This window comes from Enhydrobacter sp. (genome assembly GCF_030246845.1).
GTDB lineage: Bacteria > Pseudomonadota > Alphaproteobacteria > Reyranellales > Reyranellaceae > Reyranella.
This window is the reverse complement of sequence record NZ_CP126889.1, coordinates 2,957,989-2,984,802: the sequence shown is the minus strand read 5'-3', so window position 1 is coordinate 2,984,802 and position 26,814 is coordinate 2,957,989. Positions and strand designations below refer to the sequence as shown.

Annotated in this window: 25 protein-coding genes; 10 read left to right on the top strand and 15 right to left on the bottom strand. The window is 67.5% G+C overall.

Going from position 1 to position 26,814, the window contains the following annotated elements; translation table 11 throughout:
• Positions 1 to 18 precede the first annotated feature (18 nt).
• The 5 genes from OJF58_RS14955 to OJF58_RS14935 form a co-directional block, all read right to left on the bottom strand.
• A complete protein-coding gene (locus OJF58_RS14955) occupies positions 19 to 2,619 on the bottom strand; it encodes a TRAP transporter permease (RefSeq protein WP_300778489.1) in 2,601 nt (866 codons plus the stop codon).
• A gap of 57 nt (positions 2,620 to 2,676) precedes the next feature.
• Complete coding sequence (locus OJF58_RS14950) at positions 2,677 to 3,657, bottom strand: TAXI family TRAP transporter solute-binding subunit (RefSeq protein ID WP_300778488.1); 981 nt, start codon at positions 3,655 to 3,657, stop codon at positions 2,677 to 2,679.
• A gap of 31 nt (positions 3,658 to 3,688) precedes the next feature.
• Complete coding sequence (locus tag OJF58_RS14945; protein WP_300778487.1) at positions 3,689 to 5,026, bottom strand: aspartate aminotransferase family protein; 1,338 nt, start codon at positions 5,024 to 5,026, stop codon at positions 3,689 to 3,691.
• The gene (locus tag OJF58_RS14940) at positions 5,023 to 5,925 is read right to left on the bottom strand and encodes a MurR/RpiR family transcriptional regulator (RefSeq protein WP_300778486.1); all 903 of its coding nucleotides are present in this window, start codon (positions 5,923 to 5,925) and stop codon (positions 5,023 to 5,025) included. The genes OJF58_RS14945 and OJF58_RS14940 overlap by 4 nt, the downstream gene beginning before the upstream one ends.
• Positions 5,926 to 5,992: 67 nt before the next feature.
• Positions 5,993 to 7,030 carry an alpha/beta hydrolase gene (locus OJF58_RS14935; protein WP_300778485.1) on the bottom strand — a complete coding sequence of 346 codons (1,038 nt, stop codon included), beginning with the start codon at positions 7,028 to 7,030 and terminating at the stop codon, positions 5,993 to 5,995.
• On the opposite strand from OJF58_RS14935, the gene OJF58_RS14930 reads away from it, so the two are divergent.
• Positions 7,024 to 7,857 (top strand): enoyl-CoA hydratase, encoded by an 834-nt coding sequence (locus OJF58_RS14930; protein ID WP_300778484.1) that lies wholly within the window; start codon positions 7,024 to 7,026, stop codon positions 7,855 to 7,857. The genes OJF58_RS14935 and OJF58_RS14930 overlap by 7 nt on opposite strands.
• Before the next feature lie 63 nt (positions 7,858 to 7,920).
• Here the strand turns inward: OJF58_RS14930 and OJF58_RS14925 are convergent, their stop codons facing one another.
• From OJF58_RS14925 to OJF58_RS14915, 3 genes are read right to left on the bottom strand one after another with little or no spacing between them, the layout of a single operon-like run.
• Positions 7,921 to 9,186: a glycosyltransferase gene (locus tag OJF58_RS14925; RefSeq protein ID WP_300778483.1), complete on the bottom strand. Its 1,266-nt coding sequence runs from the start codon at positions 9,184 to 9,186 to the stop codon at positions 7,921 to 7,923.
• A 5-nt stretch (positions 9,187 to 9,191) separates the two neighbouring features.
• Positions 9,192 to 9,995 (bottom strand): crotonase/enoyl-CoA hydratase family protein, encoded by an 804-nt coding sequence (locus OJF58_RS14920; protein WP_300778482.1) that lies wholly within the window; start codon positions 9,993 to 9,995, stop codon positions 9,192 to 9,194.
• Positions 9,992 to 10,198, bottom strand: a complete 207-nt coding sequence (locus OJF58_RS14915; protein WP_300778481.1) for a hypothetical protein — start codon at positions 10,196 to 10,198, stop codon at positions 9,992 to 9,994. The genes OJF58_RS14920 and OJF58_RS14915 overlap by 4 nt, the downstream gene beginning before the upstream one ends.
• Before the next feature lie 147 nt (positions 10,199 to 10,345).
• On the opposite strand from OJF58_RS14915, the gene OJF58_RS14910 reads away from it, so the two are divergent.
• A complete protein-coding gene (locus tag OJF58_RS14910) occupies positions 10,346 to 11,317 on the top strand; it encodes a tripartite tricarboxylate transporter substrate binding protein (RefSeq protein ID WP_300778480.1) in 972 nt (323 codons plus the stop codon).
• Between the two features lie 6 nt (positions 11,318 to 11,323).
• Here OJF58_RS14910 and OJF58_RS14905 read toward each other — a convergent pair whose 3' ends face one another.
• Together OJF58_RS14905 and OJF58_RS14900 are read right to left on the bottom strand one after the other, a co-directional pair.
• Entirely contained in the window at positions 11,324 to 13,195 is a 1,872-nt protein-coding gene (locus tag OJF58_RS14905) for a ferrous iron transporter B (protein WP_300785280.1), read from the bottom strand.
• A 47-nt stretch (positions 13,196 to 13,242) separates the two neighbouring features.
• Positions 13,243 to 13,542 (bottom strand): FeoA family protein, encoded by a 300-nt coding sequence (locus tag OJF58_RS14900; RefSeq protein WP_300778479.1) that lies wholly within the window; start codon positions 13,540 to 13,542, stop codon positions 13,243 to 13,245.
• 72 nt (positions 13,543 to 13,614) lie between these two features.
• On the opposite strand from OJF58_RS14900, the gene OJF58_RS14895 reads away from it, so the two are divergent.
• The 4 genes from OJF58_RS14895 to OJF58_RS14880 are packed head-to-tail and all read left to right on the top strand — an operon-like array spanning position 13,615 to position 16,437.
• Positions 13,615 to 14,328, top strand: a complete 714-nt coding sequence (locus tag OJF58_RS14895; RefSeq protein ID WP_300778478.1) for an alpha/beta fold hydrolase — start codon at positions 13,615 to 13,617, stop codon at positions 14,326 to 14,328.
• Entirely contained in the window at positions 14,325 to 15,722 is a 1,398-nt protein-coding gene (locus tag OJF58_RS14890; protein WP_300778477.1) for a CoA transferase, read from the top strand. Before OJF58_RS14895 ends, OJF58_RS14890 begins: the two co-directional genes overlap by 4 nt.
• Positions 15,723 to 15,731: 9 nt before the next feature.
• Positions 15,732 to 15,965: a type II toxin-antitoxin system prevent-host-death family antitoxin gene (locus tag OJF58_RS14885; RefSeq protein WP_300778476.1), complete on the top strand. Its 234-nt coding sequence runs from the start codon at positions 15,732 to 15,734 to the stop codon at positions 15,963 to 15,965.
• Position 15,966: 1 nt separating this feature from the next.
• Complete coding sequence (locus tag OJF58_RS14880) at positions 15,967 to 16,437, top strand: type II toxin-antitoxin system VapC family toxin (RefSeq protein ID WP_300778475.1); 471 nt, start codon at positions 15,967 to 15,969, stop codon at positions 16,435 to 16,437.
• A 30-nt stretch (positions 16,438 to 16,467) separates the two neighbouring features.
• On the opposite strand, the gene OJF58_RS14875 is transcribed toward OJF58_RS14880, so the two are convergent.
• The 4 genes from OJF58_RS14875 to OJF58_RS14860 form a co-directional block, all read right to left on the bottom strand.
• Positions 16,468 to 17,862, bottom strand: a complete 1,395-nt coding sequence (locus OJF58_RS14875) for a trehalose-6-phosphate synthase (RefSeq protein ID WP_300778474.1) — start codon at positions 17,860 to 17,862, stop codon at positions 16,468 to 16,470.
• Entirely contained in the window at positions 17,847 to 19,649 is a 1,803-nt protein-coding gene (locus tag OJF58_RS14870; RefSeq protein ID WP_300778473.1) for a glycoside hydrolase family 15 protein, read from the bottom strand. Before OJF58_RS14870 ends, OJF58_RS14875 begins: the two co-directional genes overlap by 16 nt.
• Positions 19,646 to 20,398 (bottom strand): trehalose-phosphatase, encoded by a 753-nt coding sequence (gene otsB, locus OJF58_RS14865; protein ID WP_300778472.1) that lies wholly within the window; start codon positions 20,396 to 20,398, stop codon positions 19,646 to 19,648. The genes OJF58_RS14870 and otsB overlap by 4 nt, the downstream gene beginning before the upstream one ends.
• 172 nt (positions 20,399 to 20,570) lie before the next feature.
• A complete protein-coding gene (locus OJF58_RS14860) occupies positions 20,571 to 20,825 on the bottom strand; it encodes a hypothetical protein (protein ID WP_300778471.1) in 255 nt (84 codons plus the stop codon).
• 171 nt (positions 20,826 to 20,996) lie between these two features.
• Between OJF58_RS14860 and OJF58_RS14855 the strand changes: the two genes are divergently transcribed.
• The 4 genes from OJF58_RS14855 to OJF58_RS14840 all read left to right on the top strand — a co-directional run bounded on the left by OJF58_RS14855 (position 20,997) and on the right by OJF58_RS14840 (position 25,604).
• Entirely contained in the window at positions 20,997 to 22,145 is a 1,149-nt protein-coding gene (locus OJF58_RS14855) for an aminotransferase class V-fold PLP-dependent enzyme (protein ID WP_300778470.1), read from the top strand.
• A gap of 35 nt (positions 22,146 to 22,180) precedes the next feature.
• Positions 22,181 to 23,125 (top strand): SMP-30/gluconolactonase/LRE family protein, encoded by a 945-nt coding sequence (locus tag OJF58_RS14850; protein ID WP_300778469.1) that lies wholly within the window; start codon positions 22,181 to 22,183, stop codon positions 23,123 to 23,125.
• 21 nt (positions 23,126 to 23,146) lie between these two features.
• The gene (locus OJF58_RS14845) at positions 23,147 to 24,355 is read left to right on the top strand and encodes an MFS transporter (RefSeq protein ID WP_300778468.1); all 1,209 of its coding nucleotides are present in this window, start codon (positions 23,147 to 23,149) and stop codon (positions 24,353 to 24,355) included.
• Positions 24,356 to 24,443: 88 nt separating this feature from the next.
• Positions 24,444 to 25,604, top strand: a complete 1,161-nt coding sequence (locus OJF58_RS14840) for a mandelate racemase/muconate lactonizing enzyme family protein (RefSeq protein ID WP_300778467.1) — start codon at positions 24,444 to 24,446, stop codon at positions 25,602 to 25,604.
• A gap of 9 nt (positions 25,605 to 25,613) precedes the next feature.
• On the opposite strand, the gene OJF58_RS14835 is transcribed toward OJF58_RS14840, so the two are convergent.
• Positions 25,614 to 26,591, bottom strand: a complete 978-nt coding sequence (locus OJF58_RS14835; protein WP_300778466.1) for a tripartite tricarboxylate transporter substrate binding protein — start codon at positions 26,589 to 26,591, stop codon at positions 25,614 to 25,616.
• Positions 26,592 to 26,814: the final 223 nt, after the last annotated feature.

Genomic DNA, 26,814 nt, shown 5'->3' with positions numbered 1-26,814 from the left:
TACATCCGGCGATTATGGTTACGCCATGGCTGCAATGGCCGCATGTGTTCCCGATCGGTTCCGGCGCCGCAACTGCAGCAGCACGATGACGGCCAGCAGCAGGAAAGCCGGGATCGACGCCCAGTAGCGGCTCGGCCGGTCTGCCTTCACCAGCACGGCGGTGATCGTGTCACCGGCCGCCAGCCCGTACTTGGCAGCCTCGCTGCCGAAGCGCACGGTCTGGACCATGGGCTCGCCGCCCTGCGCGAGACCGAGCCCCGCGCTGCGCAAGCGGTCGGCGCCATCCTTGCCGGCCTTCATGGTCAACCTTACCGTCTTCTCGACATCCTCGCCGGCGCGGTTCTGGCTCATCACGCGGAAGCGCAGCGTCTCGTTCTCGGGCAAGCTGCCCGCGACGGCGAGGATCTCGCCCGCTGGATGGGCGTTGAACGGGGCCTCGAACCTGTCGAGCCAATAGCCTGGCCGGAACAGGGTGAAGCAGATCAGCAGCAGCAGCACGGTCTCATACCAGCGGTTGCGCGTCAGCAGCCAGTTCTGCGTCGCGGCGACGAAGCAGCCCATGGCCACGATCGAGCAGACGAGCACCATCGCGAGATTGAACGGGCCGCCGACATCGATCAGCAGCAGCTCGGAGTTGAAGATGAAGATGAACGGCAGCAGCCCGGTCCGGATCTCGTACCAGAAACCCTGCAGGCCGGTCTTGATCGGATCGGCCCCCGAGATCGCCGCCGCAGCATAGGCCGCGAGCCCGACCGGCGGATGCACGTCCGCCATGAGCCCGAAGTAGAAGACGAACATGTGGACGGCGACCAGCGGCACGGCGAGGTCGTTCTGTTGCGCGATCTCCACCACGACTGGCGCCATCAGGGTCGCCACCACGACGTAGTTCGCCGTCGTCGGCATGCCGATGCCGAGCAGCAGGCAGATGAAAGCCGTCAGGATCAGCATGATGATCAGGCTGCCGCCCGACGCGCTTTCGACGATCTCGGTCATCACGAGGCCAATGCCCGTGAGCGCCACCGTACCCACGATGATGCCGGCCGCCGCCGTCGCGATGCCGACCGAGGTCATGTTGCGCGACGCGCTCTCGAGCGCCGAGGCGAGATCGTGGAAACCTTCGCGGACATGCCCCGCGAGCTCGCCCTCCTTGCGGAAAATGGCGACGAGCGGCCGCTGGGTCAGCATGATGAAGATCAGGAACACCGTGCCCCAGAAGGCGCTGAGGCCGGGCGAAAGCTGCTCCACCATCAGGCACCAGATCAGCACGACGACCGGCAGCATGTAGTGCAGGCCGGTGCGGGCGGTCTCGAAGAAGTCCGGCACCTTCACGATCGCCTTCGACGGATCATCCTGCGGCAGATCGGGATGGCGCGCCTTGTAGCGCACCAAACCGATATAGGCCGCGACCGCGGCGGCGCCGATCAGCCAGCTCGCCGCATCGCCGAACAGATCCTTGGTCCAGCCGATGCCCCAGTAGACGATGCCGCTCAGCACGATGATGCCGCAGATCGTCATCAGGCCGCGCAGGAACGAATGATAGATCGAGCCGGCGGCCGAGCGCGGCAGGCCGCGCAACCCCGCCTTCGCCGCCTCGATATCGACGATGTAGAACAGCGCGCCGTAGGTCAGGAATGCGGGCACGAAGGCATGCTTCACGACCTCGGCGTAGGTGATCCCGACATATTCGGCGATCAGGAAGGCGGCGGCGCCCATGACGGGCGGCATGAGCTGGCCATTCACGCCGGCGGCGCACTCGATCGCGCCCGCCTTCACGGCCGAGTAGCCGACGCGCCGCATCAGCGGAATGGTGAAGGTGCCGGTCGTGACCGTGTTGGCGACCGAGGAGCCCGAGATCATGCCGGTCATGCCCGAGGCCACGACGCCCGCCTTGGCGGGGCCGCCGCGGAACGTGCCGAGCAGCGCGAAGGCGAGCTGGATGAAGTAGTTTCCTGCGCCCGCCTTCTCGAGCAGGCTGCCGAACAGCACGAAGAAGAACACGACGTTGGTGGAGACGCCGAGCGCCACGCCGAAGATGCCTTCGGAGGTGAGCCACATCTGCGACGAGGCGCGTGCCAGCGACGTGCCCTTGTGCGCCATCAGCCCCGGCATCCAGGGGCCGGCGAACATGTAGAACAGCATGAGGGCCGCGATCACCGCCAAGGCCGGGCCGACCGCCCGCCGCGCGGCCTCGAGCAGCAGCAGCACGCCGATCACCGACACGACCACGTCGGGCGTGGTGGGCAGCCCAGAGCGCTGCGACAGCTCGCGGTAGAACAGCAGCAGGTAGCCCGCCGAGACGATGCCGAGGCCGGCCAGGATCCAGTCCGTGACCGGCACGCGGTCGCGCGGCGAACGCTTGAATGCCGGGAAGCTCGTGAAGGCCAGCAGGAAGGCGAAGCAGAGATGAATGACGCGCGCCTGACCGTCGTTCACCACGCCGACGTTGAGCAGGTAGGGCAGCGGCGAGGCGTACCAGAGCTGAAACAGCGCCCAGCAGAGCGCGATGATGAAGATCAGGCGCTTGACCGGTCCCGACGGCTTGCGCGCGCCGGTATCGGCTTCCGCGACCAGGTTCTCCAGCGCCTCACGCGAGGCGGTCGGTGCCGTGCTGTCGCTCATCTCGTGCCTCTCGCAGCAGCGGGCGGCGGCGGCCGCCGCCCTTCGCCGATTGCCGGACTACAGCCAGCCCTTTTCCTTGTAGTACTTGACCGCCCCGGGATGCAGCGGCGCCGACAGGCCATCCTTGACCATGTGCTTGGGATCGAGGTGGGCGAAAGCGGGATGGAGCTTCTTGAACTCGTCGAAGTTGTCGAACACCGCCTTCACGAGATCGTAGACCACCTCGTCCGGCACCTTGGCCGATGTCATCATGGTCGCCAGCACGCCGTAGGTCTTGGTCGGTTCGGGATTGTGGGCATACATCCCGCCGGGGATGGTGGCGTAGGCGTAGTAGGGATGCTCCTTGACCAGCTCGTCGACCGCCTTGCCGGTGAGCGGGATCAGCTTGGCGCTGCACGCCGTGGTCGGATCCTGGATCGCCGCCGACGGATGGCCCACGCCGTAGAAGAAGCCGTCGATCTTGTTGTCGCAGAGCGCCGTGCCCTGCTCGTCGGCCTTGAGCTCGGCGGCCAGGGAGAAGCTGGCCTTGGTCCAGCCCATCTGCTTCAGAAGCTCCTCCATCGAGGCGAGCGTGCCCGACCCCGGATTGCCGACATTGAAGCGCTTGCCCTTGAAGTCCTCGAACTTGGTCACGCCGGCATCGGGACGCGCCAGCACGGTGAAGGGCTCCGGATGGACCGAGAAGACCGCGCGCAGGTCGGCGATCGGCTTGCCCTTGAATTGCGCCAGCCCCTTGATCGCATTGTACTGGACGTCGGACTGGGCCATGCCGAAATCCTGCTCGCCGGTGCCGATCGCATTGGCGTTGAAGACCGAGCCGCCGGTCGATTCGACCGAGCAGCGAATGCCCGTCTTCGCGCGCTGCTTGTTCATCAACCGGCAGACCGCGCCACCCACTGCGTAGTAGACGCCGGTGACGCCGCCGGTGCCGATGGTGACGAATTTCTGCTGCGCCGCGACCGGCGCCGGCAGCGACGAGAGGGCGAACAGGGCCGCCGCGACGAGCCCTCCCGCGGTCATGATCTTGCCTTTGAACATCCTTGCCTCCTGTTGATGGGTATCGCCTCGATCACTTGCCTGCGGCCGCGATCGCCGCATCGACCGCCTCGCTCAGCCGCTCGACGATGGTGTCGATCGCCGCCGGGTCGACGATGAAAGGCGGCGCCAGCAGGACGTGGTCGCCGCGCGCGCCATCCACGGTGCCGCCCATCGGATAGACCATCAGCCCGCGCTCCATGGCCGCCTGCTTGACGCGGGCATGCAGCTTCAGGGCCGGGTCGAACGGTTCCTTGGTGCCGCGATCGGCCACCAGCTCGATCGCCTGGAAGAGGCCGCGCCCGCGCACGTCGCCGACGAACGGATGGTTGCCGAAGCGCTCGTTGAGGCGCCGCGCGAGATGGTCGCCCTGGCGGCGGACATTGGCCAGGAGATCGTCGCGCCGGATCACGCGCTGCACCGCGAGCGCGGCGGCACAGGCCAGCGGATGGCCCATGTAAGTGTGGCCGTGCTGGAAGGCGCCCGAACCGTCGGCCAGCGCCTGTACAATCCGCTCGTTCACCATGACCGCGCCGATCGGCGCATAGCCGCCGCCCAGCCCCTTGGCCACCACCATGAGATCGGGCGCCACCCCTTCCTGTTCGCAGGCATGCAGCGTACCGGTGCGGCCGATGCCGCACATCACCTCGTCGAGGATCAGGAGAATGCCGTGCCGGTCGCAGATCTCGCGCACGCGCCTGAAATAGCCCGGCACCGGCAGCACGGCGCCCAGCGTGGCGCCCACGACCGTCTCGGCGATGAAGGCGATCACCTTGTCGCCGCCAAGCGCGTCGATCTTGTCGGCAAGTTCCTGCGCCAGACGCTCGCCATAGGTTTCCGGCGTCTCGTCGCTCCGGCGGCCGCGATATTCATAGCACGGCGACACATGGTGCACATTGCCGAGCAGGATCGGCTCGAAGGGGCGGCGGCGCCAAAGATTGCCGCCGACCGACAGCGCGCCCAGGGTATTGCCGTGATAGCTCTGCAGCCGGGCGACGAAGTGGCGGCGCTGCGGCTCGCCGCGCTCGACGAAGTATTGCCGCGCAAGCTTGAGCGCCGCCTCCACGCCTTCCGAGCCGCCGCTGGTGAAATAGACATGGCCGATGCCGGCCGGGGCGTGGCGGATCATCTCGTCGGCCAGCTCTTCCGCCGCCGCAGTCGTGAAGAAGCCGGTATGCGCATAGTCGAGACGGTCGATCTGCGCATGCAGCGCCGCCAGCACGTCGGGATCGGAATGGCCCAGGCATGAAACCGCCGCGCCGCCCGAAGCATCGATGTACTCCTTGCCGGCGGCATCGCGGATGGTCATGCCGCGTCCCAGCGTAGCCGCCGGATAGGCATGCCGGATCTGGCGATGCAGCACATGGGTCATGGCCGGACTCTCTTCCTTTTCTTGCGGATCACGTAGGTGTTGAAGGCGGCGAGCTGCTGCTCGCTCTCCGCCAGCGCCGACAGGGTCTCCTTGCCGCGGCGGGCCGCCACCAGGGCTGCCAGGCACTCCACTACCGCGAACGCCGGCGTCATCGTGTGGAAGAAGGACGGGCTCTCGGTGCCGATCAGCAGGACGCCGTCGGCCACGGCGGCAAGCGGCGAGAGATCGCTGTCGGTGACGGCAACGACCCTGGCGCCGCGGGTCTTGACGTACCGCGCCGTCTCGACCGTCTCACGCACGTAGGGATCTGCCGTGACGGCAAGCAGCACGTCCTTGCGGCCGATGCTGCGCAGGGCGTCGCGGCCGGTCCCGCCGGGACCGTCGAGCAGCACCGACTTGGAGCCGAACAGCGAGCGCACGTAGTGGAAGATGAAGGCGACGGCGAAGGTCGAGCGCTGGCCGAGGCAGAACACGCGGTCGGCCGCGGCGATCAGCTCCGCCGCCGCGACGAGGCGCGCCACGGCATCGGGCGCCGACAGGGCCTGCAGATGACGCCCGAGGGCCGCGAAGACATCCCGGGCCAGCGCCGCATCGCCCCCGCTGCCGTGCCGCGCCAGCAGCTCCTGGGCCCGGCCGTGGAAACTTTCCGGCCGCTTGCGCACCGCGTCGGCATAAAGCCGCCGGATATCGTCATACCCCTTGAGGTCGAAGCGCTGAGCGAGGCGGGTGAGCGTCACCGGCGCGACGCCCGACCGCCTCGCCTGCTCGCGCAGCGACAGCAGTGCGACATCGTCGGGATGATCGATCACCCAGCGCGCCGCCTCCTGCAGTTGGGGCGAGAGGGCGGTGAATTGCGCCTTGAGCTTCGAATCAAATGTCGCGGACGACCAGACCGCCACCCGGATTCCCCCAATCTTCGGACGAATGAAACAAACGTCTCATATCCCGAGAATTGCGTCAAATGATTCATGAATCGGCGTCGCTCTGCCAGTAGCCCGGGAGCCGGCTCGCGAGCCACCTGGCGAGCGCGGCATTGACCGCAACCGGTTGCTCCTGCGCCATCCAGTGGCCGGACTTCACCACCACTTCGGTGAGGTCCGCGCAGTCGGCCCGCATCGGCTCGGCGAGGCGCGAGGTCATGGTCTCGCAGGTCGTGTCGTAGGCGCCGTGCAGGAACAGCACGGGCATCGCGAGCTTGCCGCCATTCACCGCCCGCCGCGCATATGCGCCGTTGGCCTTGTGGTTCATGTACCAGGAGTCGGGGCCGAAGAAGCCGTTGCGCGTCAGTGCGGCGACGTAGGCTTCCATGTCCTGCTCGGTGATCACGTCGTTGTCGCGCGGCACGTCGGGCACGGGGCCGCCGCCGAACCAGCCGCCCGCCTTGCGCACGCGCGAGGTCGGCGCCGGCTGGCCGACACGGCTCGGATCGCCCTTGCGGAACAGCGCCTTCACGACGTTGCGGACATCGGATTCGAAGCCCTTGCAGGCCTTGTCGAAGCTCTCTTCGTAGAAGAACTGGTAGTCCCACTGGCCGGCAGGATGGGTGTCGGCCGGATAAACCTTGCGATCCACCAGAGGCACCACCGCCTCGAGCGTGAAGCCCTGTGAAAGATAGGGCACGCAAAGGCTCGCCACACCCGCGACCTTGTCGGGATGGTGCGCCGCCATGTTCCACACGACCGGACTGCCCCAGTCGTGGCCGATCCACACGGCATTGTTGCGCCCCAGCGCCGCCAGGAGCTCGAGCATATCCTGCACGACCGCCTCCTGCGCGAAGTCCTCGTGACGCGTGTAGGTGCTCGAGCGGCCGTAACCGCGCATGTCCGGCGCGACGCAGCGAAAGCCGAGCGCGGCGAAGGCCGGCAACTGATGGCGCCAGGAGAGCGAGAGCTCGGGCCAGCCGTGGCAAAAGACGAGCAGCGGCGCGTCCTGCGCCCCGCAGGCGAGATAGCCCGTCGTGTGACGCGGCGTCTTGACGGTGTGTTCGGTGATCGGGAATGTCATCGCCGGAGGGTCCCATGGAAATCGACACCGGAACAAATGAACTTTTATGCGTCGTGCGCGAGGGCGTGGCGCTGATCACGCTCAACCGGCCCGAGGCGCGCAATGCCCTCTCCGACAAGCTCACGCCGGCGCTGCGCACCCAGATCCGCGAGCGCGGCGGGGATCCCGATGTCGGCGTCATCCTGATCACCGGCGCCGGCACCGCCTTCTGCAGCGGCGGCGACGTCAAGGGCATGGGCGGTCGCGGCGCGCGCGGCCAGATGAGCTTCGAGGAGCGGCTGGCCGACCTGCGTTGGCGGCAGGCCAATCTCACTGGCGCGCTCGTGGCGCTGCGCAAGCCGACGATCGCCGCGCTGCCCGGCGCGGCGGCGGGTGCAGGGCTAGCCCTCGCCCTTGCCTGCGATATCCGGATCGCCGCCAGGTCGGCCTTCGTCAGCACGGGCTATGCCAGGATCGGTCTGTCCGGCGACTATGGCATTGCCTGGCTGATGACCCGGGCCGTTGGCTCGGCGCGGGCACGTGAGCTCATGTTCACGGGCGAGCGCGTCGATGCCGAGCGCTGCGAGCGCATCGGCCTCGTCAACCGGGTTGTCGATGACGCGAGTCTGCAGGGCGAGGCCTTTGCGCTCGCGAAGTCGCTGGCCGAGGGCCCGCGGCTGGCGCTCGCCAGCATGAAGGACAATCTCGACGACGCACTGCACATCGACTATGCAACCGCCCTGCACCGCGAGGCCGAGCGCCTGGTGCGTGCCTCGCGCACCGCCGATCACAAGGAAGCGGTGCAGGCCTTCGTCGAGAAGAGAAAGCCGGTCTTCAAGGGACGCTGATCGCCGCCTCGGGCGCGTTCTCGAGGCGGCCGCACCAAACGCGACGCAAGCCGGCCATTCCGATCAGGGGAGCGCGGCCATGCGCGGTACCTTGACGCCGAGATAGCGCTTGAGCGTCTTGTCGATCCAGCCCCGCGGCCGTTGCGCGGACGCGACCGTCCGCGCGAGCAGCAGCTCGAGGCTCCTGTCGATGCCGAGATCCGCCGCGAAGCTTGCCGCCCGGGCCGAAATCTCATCGAGACGGTCCGCGGCGACCAGCACCGCCTGCGCCACGCTTTCCGAGGCGAAAGCGTCGATGCCGACCGCGCGGCCCTGCTCGATCGCCGCGCGCGAGAAGTCGCAGCCCCTGGTGGCGACAACCGGAATGCCGAGCTTCACGGCCTCGGCAAAGACGCCCGAGCCGCGGGCCCGGTAGACCAGCGGATCGTAGGGCTGCAGAAGAAGGTCGGCCTGCGACAGCCAGGCAAGATAGTCCTCGGTCGACATGACGTCGGTGCGCACCGTCACGTTTGGCGCGAGTTGCGCCAGCCGGCCGAATTCCTGCCTGCCCTCGGGATAGTCGGTTTGCTCGACCGTGCCGTGGATCAGGAAGGCGAGGTCGCTCCGTTCCCGGTTGACCCGCTCGATCGCATCCGCCAGCAGCGAGTAGCCCTTGGCCGCATTGGCGTTGCCGGTGCAGACGATCCTGATCGCTTCGTCCGGGCGGCGAACGCGCCGATCCCTGGGCTGCTCGATCAGCTTGTGGACGATGACGGTCTCGATCTCCAGCCCGACCCGGGACCGGTAGGTGGCGGTCATCGCCTCGGTCTCGCAGCAGACATGGATGCAGGAGTCGTCGCCGACGACCCGGCGCAGGGCGGCAAAAGCCTCTTCGTACTCGTCGAGCAGCGGTGCGGCGGAAGGATCGTCGACCGACTTGCGGTAGTGCGGCGCCACCATGAGCCAGAGCAGAATCTGCGGCGGTTCCCGCAACCGGTAGCTCTCGAGACAGCGCGCCAGCCCCAGCACCGTGGACTGGTCGGCGGCCGGAAAGATCATGATGCCGGGTCGCAGCCGGAGCTCGCGCATCCGGGCCTTCAGCTCGGTGCAGAATTTCATCGCACCGTCGTAGAACTCGGCCCGTGTCCATTCCGTGCGATAGTAAATCGACTTCTCGAAGGTCGGGATGAGGTTGGCGCCGCGGCAGAACTCGTCGGAGGCGTGCAGCGAGGCCAGCGTCACGCTGCCCAGCCATAGCTTGCCGAGCTCGGTCCGGAATCGCTGCAACACGCCGAGGTGATGGCCATCGGCGGACCGCAAAGACGGATCGATGATGAGGACTTTCTCCACGGCTTTCAGTCCCGGAAGCTGGCGGTGCGCTTGTGCAAGTTCGACATCACGGCCTCGATCTGGTTGGGCGAGCCGATCAGCTTCTGCTGCTCGACCGACTCGGCCATCAGGCCGGCTGCCGCATCGGACGCCACCGCCAGATTGAGCAGGCGCTTGGCCGCCCGGATGGCGTCGGGACTCCTGGCGGCGATCTCGCGCGCGGTCTCGAGCGCTGCGGCGCGCGGATCGGCGACGACACGCGTCACGAAGCCGAGCTTCTGCGCCTCCTCGCCGTCGAAGATGCGGCCGGTATAGGTGAGCTCGCGGACCACATCCTCGCGGGCGAGGTGGCGCATGAGCTGGGTGCCGGCAAGATCGGGCACGAGCCCCCACTTGATCTCCATCACCGAAAAGCGCGCATCGGCGGTCGCGTAGCGCATGTCGGCGCCGAGCGCGATCTGGAACCCGCCGCCGAAGGCCACGCCGTGCACGGCCGCGATCACCGGCACCGGCAGGGTGCGCCACAGCCACGCGCATTGCTGCGGCCGGTTGGCGATACCGTGCGTGCGGCGCGGCAGGTCGCGCACGGCCGCCGCCTTGTCGCCCTGCTCCTTCATCGCCGCGAAGCTTCCCATGTCGAGGCCGGCGCAGAAGGCCCTGCCCTCGCCCGACAGCACGACCGCGCGCAGGCCCTTCATGTCGGCGAGCCTGGCGCCGGCCTCGATGATGCCATCGAACATCGCCGCGTCGAGCGCATTCATCTTGTCGGCGCGGACCAGCCGGACATCGGCGACGCCGTCCTTGAGATCGATCGAGACGCGGTCCTTCATTCGTCTTTCTCCGACTTGAGCCAAGCGCGCAAACGACGCTTCACCTCCTCGGGCGGCAGGCGCTGCGGCGGCTCGGGCCGGCCGTCTTCCTGCCTGGGCCACATCAGCACGGCGATCGCCCGTTGCACGTCCGCGAACGTGCAGTCGTCCGGCAGCCGGTCAAGCAGCGCACGCACCTGCTCCTTCACGCTGGCCTGGCTCATTCGCCCACCATGCGCCAATGCCTCCACAGGCCGGGGTAGCGCATAGCAGAAAAGCCGTCGAACGTCTTTGCCGTCGCAGTGGATGAAATTGCCGCCCCCATCCTCGCTTCCGGGGCTAAGGTCCGGCAAACCGAACAAGAGGAAAACATGCGCATAAAGATGGCGCTTCTCGGCCTCGCGGCCGCCTTGGCGGCGGCTGGCCCGGCCTCCGCCGCCTTCCCCGAAAAGCCCATCCGGATCATGGCGCCCTACGCGCCGGGCGGGAACATCGACGTCACGGCGCGGATCATCGCCGACAAGCTCAAGGACGTGCTGGGCGTCACGGTCCTGGTCGAGAACAAGGCGGGCGCCAGCGGCATGATCGGCAGCGACGTGGTCGCGCGCTCCGCCCCCGACGGCTACAACCTTCTGGTGTCGGCCAATTCGCTGGTCTCGGTGCCCGCCATCTACGGCAATGCCCCCTATGACTGGCACACGGCCTTTCAGCCGATCTCGCATATCCAGTCGGTGCCCGCCGTCGTGCTCGTGAACCCCAACTCGCCCCTCAAGACCTTCGCCGACTTCATCAAGGCCGGGCGCGACACGCCGGGCAAGCTCGCCATCGCCGATTCCGGCGTGGGCACCACCAATCACATCGTGATCGAGCTGATGAGCGCGGCAAGCGGCGCGCAATACACGCTCGTCCACTACAAGGGCAGCGGCGCGGCCGTGATCGATGTCGTCGCAGGACAGGTGCCGGCCCAGGTCGATCAGCTCAACAGCGCCATCGGCCACATCAAGGCGGGCAAGCTGCGCGCTCTCGCCGTCACGTCCGAGAAACGGGTGCCCGAGCTGCCGGATGTCCCGACTGTCAGGGAATCGGGGATCGAGGGGCTGTCCGATTTCACCTACGCCACCTACACGGGACTATTCGGCCCTGCGAACATGCCGCGCGACGTGCTGACGACATTGCATGACGCAATGGTCAAGGTGCTGACCGATCCCGAGACCATCAAGCGATTCGCCGATCTCACGGCGGTCGCCAAGCCCAGCACGCCGGAGGAGCTCGCGGCCATGCTGGCCGAGGAGGACAGGCGCGTCGTCCCGCTCATCAGGAAGCTCGGCATCAAGTTGGAGTAGTCGCGCTCAGCCGGCGCCGAGCGCCACGGCCACCTGGAAGACCAGCAGGGCCGCAGCATAGGCCAGCGCCAGCATGTAGAAGAAGGTCACCGCCATCCACTTCCAGCTCCCGGTCTCGCGGCGGATGACGGCGAGCGTCGAGGCGCATTGCGGCGCGAAGATGTACCAGGCAAGCAGCGCCAGCGCGGTCGCGAGGCTCCACTGGCCGGCCAGCACCTGGCCGATCTTGTCCGCCGCTTCCTCGCCGCCATCGATGGAATAGATCGTACCGAGCGCTCCCACCGCCACCTCGCGCGCGGCCATGCCGGGAATCAGGGCCACGTTGATCTGCCAGTTGAAGCCGAGCGGCTTGGTGACCGGCTCGATGGCGTGACCGATCATGGCAGCGAGGCTGTAGTCGATGGCGGGTTCGGTAGCGCCCTCCGGCGCCGGCGGGAAGGAGGCCAGCACCCAGATCAGGATCATCATGGAGAGAATGGTCGTGCCGGCCCGCTTCAGGAAGGCGAGCGCGCGGGCCCATATGCCGATCGCCAGGCTCTTGATCTGCGGGATCTTATAGTCCGGCAGCTCGAGCATGAAGGGCTCGCCGGCGTTGCTGCGCCAGAAGACGCGCTTGGCCACGAAGGAGACGGCGAGCGCGCCGACGATGCCGCTGGCATAGAGGCCGAACATCACCAGGCCCTGCAGCCCGGCGAAGCCCCAGACCTCGCGATTGGGAATGAAGGCCGAGATGATCAGCGTATAGACGGGAATGCGCGCCGAGCAGGTCATCAGCGGCGCCACCAGGATGGTGGTGAGCCGGTCGCGCCGATCGTCGATCACGCGCGTGGCCATGATGCCGGGAATGGCGCAGGCGAAGGAGGAAAGCAGCGGAATGAAGGCGCGCCCATGCAGCCCCGCCCCGCCCATGATCTTGTCCATCAGGAAGGCCGCGCGCGCCATGTAGCCCAGGTCTTCCAGGAGCAGGATGAAGAAGAAGAGGATCACGATCTGCGGCAGGAAGACCACGACGCTGCCGACGCCCGCGATCACGCCGTCCTTCAGGAAGCTGCGCAGGATCTCCGGCAACGGCGCGCTGCCGACCAGCGCGCCGAACCAGGTGAAGCCGTTGGAGATCAGGTCCATCAGCGGCTGGGCCCAGGCGAACACGGCCTGGAACATCACGAACAGGATCGCGAGCAGGATGACGATGCCGGCGACCGGATGGAGCAGGATGGCATCGGCCCGCGCCGTTCCGGGATCCAGCCGGCCCTCGCTGCGTATTGCCAGCTTGAGCAGGCGATCGGCCTCGCGCTGTGCGTCGCGCAGCGCGCGGGCATCGGGCGCGCGCCAATCGGAGGCGCCACCCGCGACACCGCGCCCGAGAAGGCGGTCGAGCTCGGCCAGGAGAGCATCGGTGCCGCCCCGGCGCACGGCGACCGAGCTGACGACCGGTACGCCCAGCGCCGCGGCAAGCTTCGCGAAATCGATCTCGATGCCACGCTTGCGGGCAATATCCATCATGTTGAGCGACAGCAGCACCGGCCGGCCGACCTGCTTCAGCTCGAGCACCAGCCGGAGCGCCAGGCGAAGGTTCGAGGCATCGGCCACGCACACGATCAGATCGGGCGTGACATCGCTTGCCAGCCGACCGAGCACCACGTCGCGGGTGATTTCCTCGTCCGGCGAGCGGGCGCGCAGCGAATAGGTGCCCGGCAGGTCGACGACCCGGACGGCGCGGCCTGACGGCGTGGTGAGCTGGCCCGTCTTCTTCTCGACCGTGACGCCGGGATAATTGGCGACCTTCTGCCGGCTCCCCGTCAGGGCATTGAAAAGCGCCGTCTTGCCGCAATTGGGGTTACCCACCAGCGCGACGACCGGCGCCGATGTGGACGACAGCGGACCGGGCCCTTCCGGCGGGGGTGGGGCGAGGTCCACCGTGCCGTTCACGGGACGCTTTCTCCTGCCGATGCCACGACAGCCATCGCCTCTCGCCGGCGCAGAGCAATGGTCGAGGCCGCCACGCGCACGGCGATGGGATCGCCCCCGAGCAGCCCCTGATGCAGCAGCTCCACCTTGGCCCCTTCGACGAAGCCGAGCTCGAGCAGGCGCCGCTCCAGCTCCGGGCCCGGCAGACCGGCGCCCGAGGCCACGGTCGCGTCTAGCGCCACGATATAGCCGCGAAAGCCCACGGGTGCGTCGCCCAATGCTATCGTGCGGCTATGAAAGATGGTCTGGTCTGGCATGGCTCAGAGCTATTGCGAGTGCTTCGTAATAGCATCTAGAGCACATGACCGCCAGTGCGAGGAGAAAAAGGCATGGCATCCATTGTGTTGGCACATGGCGCCTGGTCGGCGGCGTGGGCATGGAAGAAAATGCGGCCGCTTCTGCGGGCCGCTGGCCATGAGTTGTTTTCGCCAACCTACACCGGACTGGGCCATCGCGCCCATTTGGCGCACCCCGGCATCGACCTCGGGACGCATATCGAGGACGTCGTGTCCGCGCTGGAATTCGAGGATCTCGAGGACGTGACCCTGATCGGCCATTCCTATGGCGGCATGGTCGCGGCGGGCGTTCTGGACAAGGCGCGGCATCGCATCGCCCGTGTCGTCTACCTCGACGCCTTCGCGCCCAAGGACGGACAAAGCCTGTTCGATCTGGTCGGCGCCAGGGCGGAAGCCAACATGCGGGCAGGGGCAGCCGACGAGGGCGATGGCTGGAGGATTCCCGTCAACCCCATGCCGCCGGACACCGCGCCCGAGGACGTGGCTTGGGCAAGCCCACGTCGCCGGCCGCAACCGATCAAGACCTTCGAGCAGAAGATCCGGCTCGAGTCGCCGGAGGCGCCGCCTCCCCGGCATTACGTCTATGCCAAGAAGAACGGCCCCGGCGATGTCTTCCGCCAGTTCGGCGAACGCGCCAAAGCGGAGCCCGGCTGGACGTATTACGAGATCGACGCCAGTCACAACCCGCACATCACCTGCCCCGATGTGCTGATGGCGCTCCTGAACCGGATCATGGCCGGCCCATGAACGAGATGCTCAGCCACGACATCCTTGCCCTTCTCGGCCGTCGGAGGCGGGCCGACGACAGGCTCACGATCACCGGAGGGGGCGACCCGGTCTTCCGTACGCCCTGGCGCATCGCCGAGGCGGGCGCGGCGGCGCTGGGCGCGGTGGGGCTCGCCGTGTCCGACCTCTGGCGGCTGCGCACCGGCAAGCCGCAAGCGGTGAGCGTCGATCGCCGCGCATCGGCCGCTTCGTTGCGGTCCAACACCTACGTGCGGCGCAACGGTGAGAAACCCGTCTCGTGGGATCCGCTCACGGGCCACTATCCAACCCGCGACGGCCGGCACGTCTTCATCCATACCAATCATGCCCACCATCGCGCCGGCGCCTTGCGGATCGCCGGCGCCGCGGCCGACAGCAGGGAAGCCCTGGCCGCGGCCGTCGCCAAATGGGACGGCCTCGCGCTCGAGGAGGCGATCGCCGCCGGAAACTGCGTCGGCGGTCTCACCCGCAGCCGAGATGAGTGGATGGCCCACCCGCACGGCGTCGCCATCGCGAGGCTGCCGCTGATCGACATCGTGAAGATCGGCGAAGCGTCGGCGCGGCCGCTGTCGAGGGGCGACCGGCCGCTCTCGGGCGTGCGCGCGCTCGATCTCACCCGGGTGCTGGCCGGCCCCACCAGTGGCCGCGTGCTGGCGGAGAACGGCGCCGACGTCCTCCATATCGTCGCGCCTCACCTGCCCTATCAGACCGAGCTCCTGATGGATACCGGCCACGGCAAGCGCTGCGCCTGGGTCGACCTGCGCGAGCCATCCGGTGTCGAGACCTTGAAAGGCCTGATCGGCGACGCCGACATCTTCACCCAGGGCTATCGCCCCGGAACGATTGCCGCGCGCGGCTTTTCGCCCGAGCAGGTGGCGGCGCTGCGGCCCGGCATCGTCTGCGTCAGCATCTGCGCCTATGGCCACGAAGGTCCTTGGGCGGCGCGCCGCGGCTTCGATTCGATCGTGCAGAACGTGACGGGCCTCGCCGCCACTCAGGGCTCGCTGGCCGCGCCGCGCAACCTGCCGGTGCAGGCTCTCGACTATATTGCGGGCTATCTCGGCGCACTCGGCGCCATGGCCGCCTTGGCCCGCCGCATCGAGCAGGGCGGCGCGTGGCTGGTGCGCGTGTCGCTCGTGCAGGTAGCCCACTGGCTCGCGAGCCTCGGCACCGTCGATGGAAGTGCGGGCGTCGCTGATCTCCCCGAGCAGGAGCTCGCCGGGCTCCTGATGGAGAGCGACGGGCCGCTCGGCCGCTTGCGCCACCTCAAGCCAGTTATCCAGTTCAGCGACACGCCCGCCTTCTACGCCAAACCCGCCGAGCCACTCGGCAGCTCGCCGGCGCGGTGGCTTGGATTAGCTAATAACGTTAGCTAACTTCTGGACATGCCGACCTATACGATCCATGCTGCCAAAACGAACCTCTCCAAGCTTGTCGCTCGCGCCGAAGCCGGCGAGGAAATCGTGCTCGCGCGCGGCAAGGATCCCGTGGCCAAGATTGTGCCGGTGGCGCCAAAGCCCAAACGCAAGTTCGGCCGCCTGAAGGGCAAAATAAGGGTCGGCCCCGAGTTCTTCGAGCCCTTGCCGGAGGAAGAGCTGAAGCTTTGGAAAGGCCGTTGACGTGCGCCTCCTGCTGGACACGCATGCATTCCTCTGGTGGTTGGCGGGTGAACGGGCTTTGACGAGAAAAGCCCGAACGGCGATCGAGTCCGAGGACAACAACATCTTCGTCAGTGCGGTCACGGCCTGGGAAATTGCAATGAAGTTCAGGATTGGCAAGCTGCCGGATGCCGCGGCGATCGCCCGGGACGTGACCGGTGCCATAGCGGCCGAAGGATTCAGCGAGCTCGCCCTGTCGATGGCCCATGCCGAACATGCGGGCGCCCTGGATGGCCCGCATCGAGATCCGTTCGATCGAATGTTGATCGCCCAGTCTTTGATCGACGGTCTCGCGTTGATTTCAAATGAAAGAGCCTTCGATCGATACGGCGTCACGTCACGCGGCTGTGGTAGAAAAGCCGGCGGCCACATCATCACCAGGCTTGCCGAGCTCGAAGCGCTGTATGGCCGACCGAACGAGGCTCTACCGTAACCGAGGTCGGCTACGTCACGACAGCGCCGATCAGGCAACGGCGCGCGGCACCGACTGGGCCTTGATCGACAGCAGCGCCTCCATGAAGCGCGTGCAATAGGCCTGCGCGGTGCTGCGGAACACCTTCTCCCTCAGCGCCTGATGACGCTCCTTGCGCTCGGTTGCCGGCATGATCAGGGCGTGATGCATGGCATCGGCAATGGCATCGGGATCGAACGGATTGACGATCAGCGCCTCGGTCATCTCCTGGGCGGCGCCGGCGAACTGCGACAGCACCAGCACGCCCGGATCCTCGTCCGCCTGCGCGGCGATGAACTCCTTGGCGACCAGGTTCATGCCGTCGCGCAGCGGCGTCACCAGCCCGATGCGCCCGATCCGGTAGAGGCCGGCCAGGGTGGTGCGCGGCGCGGCGCGCGCGCTGTAGCGCAGCGGTGTCCAGTCGAACTCCGAGAAGCGGCCGTTGATGCGGCCGGTCAGGCGGTCGAGCTCGATTCTCAGCTTGCGGTACTCGTCGACCTCCTCGCGCGAGCGCGGGCAGATCTGCAGGAAGTGCACGCGGCGGCGGTGCTCGGGATGGCGCTCGAACAGCCGGCCGTAGGCCTCGAAGCGCTGCGGCAGGCCCTTCGAATAGTCCATGCGGTCGACGCCGATGGCGAGCGCCCGGCCGGCGAGGCTGCCGGCGACGCGCTTGACCAGCGGATCGTTCGCCGCGCGCTCGGCGTCGTTGTGGAAGGATTCGGCATCGATGCCGATCGGATCGGCGAAGGCGCGCATGCTGCGGCCGTTCAGCCGCACCCACTCGCCCTTCACGGTGGCGCCGAGCAGGCGCTGCGCGCAGTCGCGGAAGTCGCGCGCATGCTCCTCGGTCTGGAAGCCGACGAGGTCGTAGGCGCAAAGGTCGGCCACCAGCTCGCGGCCGACCGGCATCGCCTCGAGCATCGAGGGCGGCACGAACGGGACGTGCAGGAAGAAGCCGAGCGGCCCGCGGAAGCCCTGCTGGCGCAGCATGCGCGCGAACGGAACGAGATGGTAGTCGTGCGCCCAGACCGTGTCGTCCGGCTGCACCACCTGGGCCAGCGACTCGGCGAAGGCCTGGTTGACCGACAGATAGTCGTCGTAGTCCTCGCGGTGGTACTGCATGAGCCCAAGCCGGAAATGCAGCAGCGGCCACAACGCCCCGTTGGCGAAGCCGACATAGTAGCCGCGATAGGTCTCCGACTTGAGATCGATGGTCGCGTAGGTGACCCCCCGCGCCTCGACGAGCGAAGGCTGCGGCGACGGATCCGACGACAGCCGGCCGCTCCAGCCGAACCACATGGTTCCCGGCGTCAGGAGATCGCGCAGCGCAACGGTTAGGCCGCCGGCCGAGGCGCCGCGCGACTTCGGAATCGGCACCCGATTGGAAACGATTATGAGGCGTGCCATAGCCCTTCCTCCCAGCTTCGCGACAGGCGCATGGCCGACAGGATCAATCCGACCTGCGAGTAGGTCTGCGGGAAGTTCCCCCACAGCTCGCCGGTATGCGGATCGAGATCCTCCGACAGGAGCCCGACGTGGTTGCGCTGTCCCAGCACGTTGTTGAAGAGTTCGAGTGCTTCCTCCCGCCGTCCGGCGCTCGCCAGCGCGTCGATATACCAGAACGTGCAGACCAGAAAGGCGTTCGACGGCTTGCCGAAATCGTCGGCCTCGACATAGCGCATGACGAAGCCGTTCCTGACCAGCCGCTTGCCGACCATGTCGAGCGTGGCATGGAAACGCGGATCGTCGGACCGCAGCAGCCCGATCTCGGGCAGGACCAGGCTCGCGGCATCGGCCATCTGGCGATCGAGAACACCGGACAGCCAGCCTTCCGCCATGGTGGCGCGCTGCAGGATCTCCTGGCGCAGCACGCCGGCGCGGGCCAGCCATTCGCGCGACTCCGAATCGACGCCGACGCGGCGCGCGATCATGCCCAGCCGGTGCTGCGCGGCCCAGCACATCGCCGCGGAAAAGGTGTGGACCTCCTCCCGCTCGCGATACTCCCAGAGGCCGGCGTCGGGCGTGAGCGCCGCCTTGTGGGCCTCGTTTCCCACCACGCACAGGCGTCGATAGAGCTCGATGTCGCCGTGGCGCGGCAGGCGCTCGTCCCAGAACATCTGCGCCGCAGTCAGGACCATGGAGCCGTAGGTATCGTTCTGCCGCTGGACGACCGCGTCATTGCCGATGCGCACCGGTCCGCAGCCGCGATAGCCGGGCAGCGTGTCGATGATGCGCTCCGCCGTATCCATGCCCGGCGCGATGGGGAAGAGCGGCGCGATCTGATCGGCGCCGCCGTGCGCGCTGCCGGCCTCGACGACGTCGACGATGAACCGCACGAACCGTTCCATCGTGCGCGTCGCCGAGAGCCGGTTGAGCGCCGTCACCGTGAAGAAGGAATCGCGCAGCCAGGAGAATCGGTAGTCCCATGTGCGCGGCGTATCCGCCGCCTCGGGCACGGAAGTCGTGAGCGCCGCCAGGACCGCGCCCGTATCCTCGAAGCTGCAAAGCTTGAGCGTGATCGCGGCGCGGATCACCGCCATCTGCCAGTCGAACGGAATGTTGAGGTCGCGCACCCAGGTGTGCCAGTAGGCCTCGGTCTCGGCGAGGAAGGTGCGCGCCAGCCAGTCGGGCCCCTCGGTGATGCTCTCGTCGGCCCCCACGATCAGGGTCAGCGGCCGGTCGAGTGCGAATTCGGTCTCGTGCAGGATGTAGGTGATCGAACCGTCGGTGGTGAGCCGCAGGACGGCCGCGTCGCCCACGAAGCGGATGTGATTGCTGCCGCTTGTGGTCTGCGGTTTGTATGCACCATAGGAGAAGGTCGGCCGCAACCGGATCGTGATGCGCGGCCGGCCGGCGACCGGCTCCAGGCGCCGCACCAGCATGGGCGGGCGGAACATGCGGCCGAAGCGGCGAAAGCGCGGGGCGAAGTCGACGATGCGCACGGTGCCGCCCGCGCCGTCGATCGTCGTTTCGAGGATGGCCGTGTTCGGCAGGTAGCGCTGATGCCCCGGCTCCTTGGCGCCGGCGACCACGGCGTCCATGTAGCCGCTCTGCGGATCGTTGCCGCCCAGCAGCGCATTGAAGACCGGATCGCCGTCGAGGCGTCCTACGCCATGCCAGACATGACGGCCGTTGCGATCGATCAGGCTCGCGATCGCGCAATTGCCGACCACACCGAGATCGAGCCCTCTCACGGCATCGCCCCCGCGGCGGCCGGGGCTGCATGGCCGTCGAGCTGCCGCGCCCCTTGCATCAGCCAGGCCCGCACATTGGCCGGATCGCCGCCGAACACCTCGGCGACACGCAGGCCGAGGCCACCCAGCTCGCGGGCCTTGCTCATGCCGGCTTCGTCGGTGAAATCGTCACCGATGAAGATCGGCCTGCGGCCGTGGAACGGCGCATGGGCCATCAGGCGCTCGACGGCGTTGCCCTTGGACGCGGCCCGCAGGCCGATCTCGACGGCCTCGCGCGCCGGCACGAGGTGGAACCAGGGATGCTCGGGTGGCACCAGCTCGCGCACCAGCCGCCAGACCTCGTTGCCGTACTCGGGCGCCAGCCGGTAGTGCACGGCAAGACCGTGCGGCTTGGGCTCGACCAGCACGCCGGGCCAGCGTTCGGCCGCCGCCTCGAGCGCCTCGCGCCATGCGGCCGGCACGGCGAGGCCCGCCGGCAACTCTTCGCGCGTGCCGTCGGCATAGCGCAGCGAAACGCCATGCTCGCCGGCGGCGCTGGGCGAGAACGGCCGAAGAAGGTCGTCGATCTGCGGCAGCGGCCGGCCGGTCACAATGGCAAGCGCCCCGCCGAGCTGGTGATGGAGATGAGCGAGAAGCGCAGGCAAGCCTGCCGGCACGACGACCTGCTCCGGAGTCGCAGCAATTTCGAGGAGGGTGCCGTCGAGGTCGAGAAAAAGCGCCGATTTCCGGTCGAGGTCCGGAGGTGTCATCCAGGAGGTCCTTGCCGCTGCTGTGTTGCAACCCATAGCGCGGCGGGTATTCAAGTGGAATACGCCGCCGGCGGCGCCCCCGGACTCCCGCGCCTGCGCGGGCAATTAACGTGCCGGGGAGCCTAGGGTTCCTGGACGATAATTATGACGACAGTGAGAAGCAGCCAGAAAATCAGCGTAGCGGACCGATTTTTTGCCAGAAGGGCTTGCCGCACTCGTAGGCAGCGGCAATCGGCGAGATGCCAATCTCACGCAGGCTGCGGGCGTCCATGCTGGCCAGACAGCGCCGCGCCTGCACGCGCTCGCGCCATACCGCCATCGTGAAGAAGAAGCGCCGCCGCAGCGGCGACCTTGCAGCACTGCTCGACAACAGGTCCTGATCGGACAAGGCCCGATCGGACAAGGGACGACGGGACTGGAAGCTCATCTCTCCCTCCTTCGGCCGCAACTGTGCGGTCCGGTCGAAGATGGCCCGCACCCATCGCCGCCTCAATGACGCGGCGGGTAATCACAGACGAGAGGTCCTCATGGCACGCTGCAAAAAACTAAGCCGCCGGCGTGCTAGGCTCCCCGCCCTCGAGCGATGGAGCCGATCCCGATGTTGCCCTGTCAGCGCGCCCTGTTCGACATGCCGCGCGATGTCTGCTTCTTCAATGCCGCGTCCTGGAGCCCCCTGCCGCGCGCCGTGCAGGAGGCCGGGCGGGCCGCCATCGGACGCAAAGGGCAGCCATGGACGCTTCCGGGCGATTTCGCCGCCGGCCAGCACGAGCGCGCCCGCAAGGCCGCCGCCACGCTGATCGGCGCCGACCCGAGCGACGTCGCGCTCATCCCCTCGGTCGGCTATGGCGTCTCGACGGCGGGCAAGGTGCTGACGGTCGAACGGGGTCGTCGCGTTCTCGTGCTCGAGAACGATCACAGCTCGCCGGTGCTCGAATGGGTCAATAGGGCCGGCGCCGGCGGCTTCACGGTCGAGACGGTGAAACAGCCGGCTGATGGCGATTGGACATCGGCCGTGCTGGAAGCGATCGAGCGCAAAGGCGCGGCCCCGCTCGCCCTGGCCTCGATCTCGTCGGTCCACTGGTCCGATGGCGGCGCGCTCGATGCGATGCGGATCGCCGCGGCATTGAAGCGACAGGGCGCCGCCTTCCTGGTCGATGCGACGCACGATGTCGGTGTGCGGCGCATCGACGTGGGGACACTCGATCCCGATTTCCTGATCTTCCCGACCTACAAGTGGGTGCTCGGCCCCTACGGCCGCGCCTTCATGTACGTCGCCCGGCGGCGCCAGGCCGGCGTGCCGCTCGAACAGACCGCGGCGGCGCGCAAGGCCGTCTCGGCCGAGGACACCGTGTACTTCCGCGATCTCTCCTATCGCGAAGATGCGCGACGCTACGACATGGGCGAGCGCGACCATTTCATTTCGCTCGAGATGGCGGCGATCGGCATGGAGATGATGGCGGGCTGGGGCAACGAGGCGATCGTCGGGCGGCTCTCGATGTTGACGGCGAAGCTCGCCGACGGCCTCGGCAATCTCGATGTCCGCCTGCCCGAGACGAAGCTTCGCGCACCGCACATTCTGAGCGTCGCCTTCCCCAAGGGGATGCCGACGGACTTGCCGAAGAAGCTCGCCGCCGAGAACGTCCATGCCGCGCCGCGACTCGGCCGCCTGCGCCTCAGCCCGCACGTCTACAACGACGAGGAGGATGTCGAACGTTTCGTCGATGTCTTTCGCAGGATCGCTGGCTAGAGTGCCGCCGCAGAAAGAACGAGGGCGAGGAAACGATGTGGCAGCCGAACGAGCGCTATCCCGACCCGGCGGTCCGTGTGCTGGATCCCGCCTTCAACCGGTATCGCCTGCCGCTCGCTTCGGTCGAACGGCTCTACACCGGCTGCCGCTGGTCGGAGGGGCCGGTCTATTTCGGCGACGGCAGATACCTCCTGTGGAGCGACATTCCCAACAACAGGATCCTGCGCTGGGACGAGGAGACCGGCGCGGTCTCGATCTTTCGCAAGCCCTCCAACAACGCCAACGGCCACACGCGCGACCGCCAGGGCCGGCTGGTCGGCTGTGAGCACGACACGCGGCGCGTGGTGCGCACCGAGTACGACGGCTCGATCACCGTGCTGGCCGATTCCTACAACGGCAGGAAGCTCAACTCGCCGAACGACGTCGTGGTGAAATCCGATCATTCGATCTGGTTCACCGATCCGGTGTTCGGCATCCTGGGCTACTACGAGGGCCACAGGGACGAGAGCGAGAACAAGCCCGCCGTCTACCGGCTCGACACACAAACCGGCAAGCTCGCCGTGATGGTGGACGACGTGCCGGGGCCGAACGGTCTTGCCTTCTCGCCCGACGAGAAGAAGCTCTACGTCGTCGCCTCGCGCGCCGAGCCGCATCGGCAGATCCTCGCCTACGACCTGCTCGACGACGGCGCCAGGCTGGGCAAGGGCAAGGTCCTGATCGACGCCGGTCCCGGTGGCTCGCCGGACGGCTTCCGCGTCGATGTCGACGGCAATCTGTGGTGCGGCTGGGGCATGGGCAGCGCCGAGCTCGACGGCGTGCGCGTCTTCAACCCCGAGGGCAGGCCGATCGGTCATATCGACCTGCCGGAGCGCTGCGCCAACGTCTGCTTCGGCGGACGTTATCGCAACCGGCTGTTCATGGCTGCGAGCCATTCTCTTTACGCCCTGTACGTCAACACCCAGGGTGTCGCCGGCGGCTGACCGCCGATCGAAGGCAAGGATATGAGTGAAGCCGATTCGCGTTATGCCTGGTGGCGCCTTGCCGCCAGCGTCACCATCAGCACCGTGGGCGGCGTGGGCATGTGGGCCGTCGTGGTGGCGCTGCCTGCCATCCAGACGGACTTCGGCGTCACCCGCGCCGACGTATCGTTCTCCTACACCGCCGCCATGCTGGGCTTCGGCATCGGCAGCATCGCGCTGGGCCGCCTGATCGACACGCGCGGCGCGCTCGTGACGATCGTCGTGAGCACGCTGCTGCTGGCGGCAGGCTTCGTGGCCGCGGCCTATGCACCCACCGTGATGATGTTCGCGGCGGCGCAGGTCCTGATCGGGCTCGGCTCGGCCGCCACCTTCAGCCCCCTGGTCGCCGATCTCTCGCACTGGTTCACGAAGCGGCGCGGCCTCGCGGTCGCGATCTGCTCCTCGGGCAACTATTTCGCCGGCGCCATCTGGCCGCCGATCGTGGAACACCTCGTGAGCGATCACGGCTGGCGTTCCGCTTACCTCACGGTGGCCATCATCTGCCTGGTTGCCATGCTGCCGCTCGGCCTCGCGCTGCGTCGCCGGCTTGCGCAGCATGAAACCGAATCGACGGCCGCGACCGCCCACCTTCACTCCGCGCGGGCGCTCGGCCTCTCGCCGGCCGCCCTGCAGGCCTGGCTGGCGCTCGCCGGCGTCGGCTGCTGCGTGGCGATGTCGATGCCGCAGGTCCATATCGTCGCCTACTGCGCCGATCTCGGCTACGGCGTGGCCCAGGGTGCGATCATGCTCTCGCTGATGCTGGGTTTCGGCATCGTGAGCCGCATCGGCTCGGGCTGGATCGCCGATCGCGTCGGCGGCATCAAGACGCTGCTGCTCGGCTCGACGCTGCAGGCGGTGGCGCTGCTCCTCTACCTGATCGCCGATTCACTGGTGTCGCTCTATGTCGTGTCGGCGCTGTTCGGCCTGTTCCAGGGCGGCATCGTGCCGAGCTACGCCATCATCGTCCGTGAATATTTCCCGCCACGCGAGGCCGGCGCGCGCATCGGCCTCGCGGTCTCGGCGACGATCGTCGGCATGGCGCTGGGGGGCTGGATGGGCGGCGCCCTGTTCGACCTCACCGGCTCCTATCGCGCGGCCTTCATCAACGGCATCGCCTGGAACGCGCTGAACGGCGCCATCGCCTGGTGGCTTCTATTCCGCCACAGTCGCCGGGCCGTCTTCGTGGCGTGACTCACAGGCTCGCCGGCCGGCCATCGCTGGCGAACCGGCGCCGGGACCTGTAGAAAAGGCGGATAGTTCATTCATTGCGGGTTGACCCATGCGCATCGTCGCCATTCGCGACATCGTCTCGCCGATCCGGTCCAGCATCGCCAACGCCTATATCGACTTCAGCCAGATGACCGCCTCGGTGGTCGCGGTGGTCACCGATCTCAAGGTCGAGGGCAAGCGCGTGGTGGGCTACGGCTTCAACTCCAACGGCCGCTATGCCCAGCACGGCCTGCTCAACGAACGTTTCGTCAAGCGCCTGCTGGACGCCAAGCCCGACTCCCTGCTCGACGACAAGGGCCTGCTCGACCCGGCGAGGTGCTGGGCGGCCATGATGGCCAACGAAAAGCCGGGCGGCCATGGCGAGCGCTCGGTGGCCGTGGGCGTGGTCGACATGGCGCTGTGGGACGCCGTCGCCAAGGCCATGCGCGTGCCGCTCTGGAAGCTGCTCGCCGAGCGCTACAACGGGGGCAGGCACGACGACAAGGCGTGGGTCTACGCGGCTGGTGGCTACTACTATCCCGGCAAGGACCTCGAAGGCCTGAAGGACGAGATGAAGCACTACCTCAACCTCGGCTATTCGTGCGTGAAGATGAAGGTGGGCGGCGCGCCGCTTGCCGAGGATCTGAAGCGTATCGGTGCGGTCCTGAACATCGTCGGCTCGGGCGACCGGCTGGCCGTCGACGTCAACGGCAAGTTCGACCTGCCGACCGCCATCGAGTTCGGCCGCGCGATCGAATCGCTGGGGCTGCGCTGGTACGAGGAGCCACTCGATCCGCTCGACTATCTCGCCCATGCGGCGCTCGCCACGCAATATGCGCCGCCGCTGGCGACCGGCGAGAACCTGTTCTCGATGCAGGACGCCCGCAACCTCATCCGCCATGGCGGGCTGCGGCCCGATCGCGACATCCTGCAGTTCGATCCCGCCCTGTCCTATGGCCTGGTCGAATATCTGCGGACGCTCGACATGCTGAAGGCCAACGGCTGGTCGCCGAGACGCTGCGTCCCGCACGGCGGCCACCAGTTCGCCCTCAACATCGCGGTCGGCCTGCAATGCGGCGGCAACGAATCCTATCCCCAGGTGTTCGCGCCATTCGGCGGCTTCGCCGACGACTGCCCGGTGGTCGACGGCCGCGTCGGCCTGCCCGATGCGCCCGGCATCGGCTTCGAGCGCAAGGCCGACCTCTGGTCGGTGATGAAGGAGATCGCCTGACGCGGAGCGCTACGTCGGCTTCAGGACGCCCATCTTCAGGAGCTCAGAGACGTTGGCCTCGTCCGCTCCGAGCTGAGCGGTGAACTCGGCGGGCGTCGAGGGACGGACCGTCGCGCCCAGCTCGTGCAACCGCTTCTGCACATTGCCGTCGGCGAGGCCGGCGATCACGCCCTCGTTCAGACGTCCGACGATCTCCTTCGGCGTTTCGGCGCGCACGAACACGCCCGCGGTCGTCCCGCCGTCGAACGGCTTGCAGCCGACCTCCTTGAGCGTCGGTACGTCCGGCAGCTCGGGAATGCGCTTCAGGCCCAGCGCCATCAGCGGCTTGAACTTGCCCAACCGGATATGCGGCATCGAGCTGGTAAGCTGGTCGGCAAAGCAGTCGATGGTGCCCGCCAGCAGGTCGTTCAGGCCCGGCCCCGAGCCGCGGTAGGGGATGACGTTGAAGTTGAGTTTCTCGTTCACCTGCAGGCGAAGAATGGCGACGTGATTGGTGGTGCCGTTGCCCGAATGGCCGATGGTCACAGTGCCGGGCTTGCTCCGCGCCTCGTCGAGCAGCGCGCGCATGTCGGCGAAGCGGCTGTCGGACCGTGCGACGACGAGCGTCGGAACGGTGGTGAGCATGCTGACCGGTGTGAACGTGGAAAGAAGCGGCTGCTTGCCCGCCATGAGCGGCGCGATATAGATCACGCTGAAGCTTGCCATCACGATCGTGTAGCCATCGGCCGGCGCGTTGGCGGCCGCCTCGAGGCCGACGACGCCGCCCGCACCCGGGCGGTTGTCGACGAGGACCGTCTGGCCGAGCGCATGGCCCATCGGATCGGCCACCAGGCGCGAGGTCACGTCGTAATTTCCGGCCGGCGCGAAGGGAATGATCCAGCGGATCGGCCGCGAGGGGAATGTGTCCGCCCTCCCCGCTCGCGCAAAGCCCGCTGTGGCAAGGGCGAAGGAACCCAAGGTCAGCAAGTCGCGCCGTGAGACCGCCATGCTTCTCCTCCCGAACTTTCGGCGCGGACTATCGATAGGGAAGAACGGACGCGTCAATGATGAAATCGTGGATCCGGCGGCAGCATCCGAGCAGCAAAACAACACGCCGTAGAGCGCCGAACGCATGATCGAGCATGCCCGCACGAGCGCAAACAAACGTGAGGCTCGACGGTTTACTTCGCCGTCTTGTCGTCCTATTTGCAGCGTGGGGTATGGGGCATCG

What these genes read in the sequence shown, in the direction of transcription:
- OJF58_RS14945 (WP_300778487.1), bottom strand. Translation starts at nt 5,026, where the DNA reads ATGACCCATGTGCTGCATCGCCAGATCCGGCATGCCTATCCGGCGGCT.
- OJF58_RS14950 (WP_300778488.1), bottom strand. Translation starts at nt 3,657, where the DNA reads ATGTTCAAAGGCAAGATCATGACCGCGGGAGGGCTCGTCGCGGCGGCC.
- OJF58_RS14915 (WP_300778481.1), bottom strand. Translation starts at nt 10,198, where the DNA reads ATGAGCCAGGCCAGCGTGAAGGAGCAGGTGCGTGCGCTGCTTGACCGG.
- OJF58_RS14845 (WP_300778468.1), top strand. Translation starts at nt 23,147, where the DNA reads ATGAGTGAAGCCGATTCGCGTTATGCCTGGTGGCGCCTTGCCGCCAGC.
- OJF58_RS14930 (WP_300778484.1), top strand. Translation starts at nt 7,024, where the DNA reads ATGTCATCGCCGGAGGGTCCCATGGAAATCGACACCGGAACAAATGAA.
- otsB (WP_300778472.1), bottom strand. Translation starts at nt 20,398, where the DNA reads ATGACACCTCCGGACCTCGACCGGAAATCGGCGCTTTTTCTCGACCTC.
- OJF58_RS14855 (WP_300778470.1), top strand. Translation starts at nt 20,997, where the DNA reads ATGTTGCCCTGTCAGCGCGCCCTGTTCGACATGCCGCGCGATGTCTGC.
- OJF58_RS14835 (WP_300778466.1), bottom strand. Translation starts at nt 26,591, where the DNA reads ATGGCGGTCTCACGGCGCGACTTGCTGACCTTGGGTTCCTTCGCCCTT.
- OJF58_RS14840 (WP_300778467.1), top strand. Translation starts at nt 24,444, where the DNA reads ATGCGCATCGTCGCCATTCGCGACATCGTCTCGCCGATCCGGTCCAGC.
- OJF58_RS14900 (WP_300778479.1), bottom strand. Translation starts at nt 13,542, where the DNA reads ATGCCAGACCAGACCATCTTTCATAGCCGCACGATAGCATTGGGCGAC.
- OJF58_RS14890 (WP_300778477.1), top strand. Translation starts at nt 14,325, where the DNA reads ATGAACGAGATGCTCAGCCACGACATCCTTGCCCTTCTCGGCCGTCGG.
- OJF58_RS14850 (WP_300778469.1), top strand. Translation starts at nt 22,181, where the DNA reads ATGTGGCAGCCGAACGAGCGCTATCCCGACCCGGCGGTCCGTGTGCTG.
- OJF58_RS14955 (WP_300778489.1), bottom strand. Translation starts at nt 2,619, where the DNA reads ATGAGCGACAGCACGGCACCGACCGCCTCGCGTGAGGCGCTGGAGAAC.
- OJF58_RS14860 (WP_300778471.1), bottom strand. Translation starts at nt 20,825, where the DNA reads ATGAGCTTCCAGTCCCGTCGTCCCTTGTCCGATCGGGCCTTGTCCGAT.
- OJF58_RS14935 (WP_300778485.1), bottom strand. Translation starts at nt 7,030, where the DNA reads ATGACATTCCCGATCACCGAACACACCGTCAAGACGCCGCGTCACACG.
- OJF58_RS14895 (WP_300778478.1), top strand. Translation starts at nt 13,615, where the DNA reads ATGGCATCCATTGTGTTGGCACATGGCGCCTGGTCGGCGGCGTGGGCA.
- OJF58_RS14875 (WP_300778474.1), bottom strand. Translation starts at nt 17,862, where the DNA reads ATGGCACGCCTCATAATCGTTTCCAATCGGGTGCCGATTCCGAAGTCG.
- OJF58_RS14910 (WP_300778480.1), top strand. Translation starts at nt 10,346, where the DNA reads ATGCGCATAAAGATGGCGCTTCTCGGCCTCGCGGCCGCCTTGGCGGCG.
- OJF58_RS14885 (WP_300778476.1), top strand. Translation starts at nt 15,732, where the DNA reads ATGCCGACCTATACGATCCATGCTGCCAAAACGAACCTCTCCAAGCTT.
- OJF58_RS14920 (WP_300778482.1), bottom strand. Translation starts at nt 9,995, where the DNA reads ATGAAGGACCGCGTCTCGATCGATCTCAAGGACGGCGTCGCCGATGTC.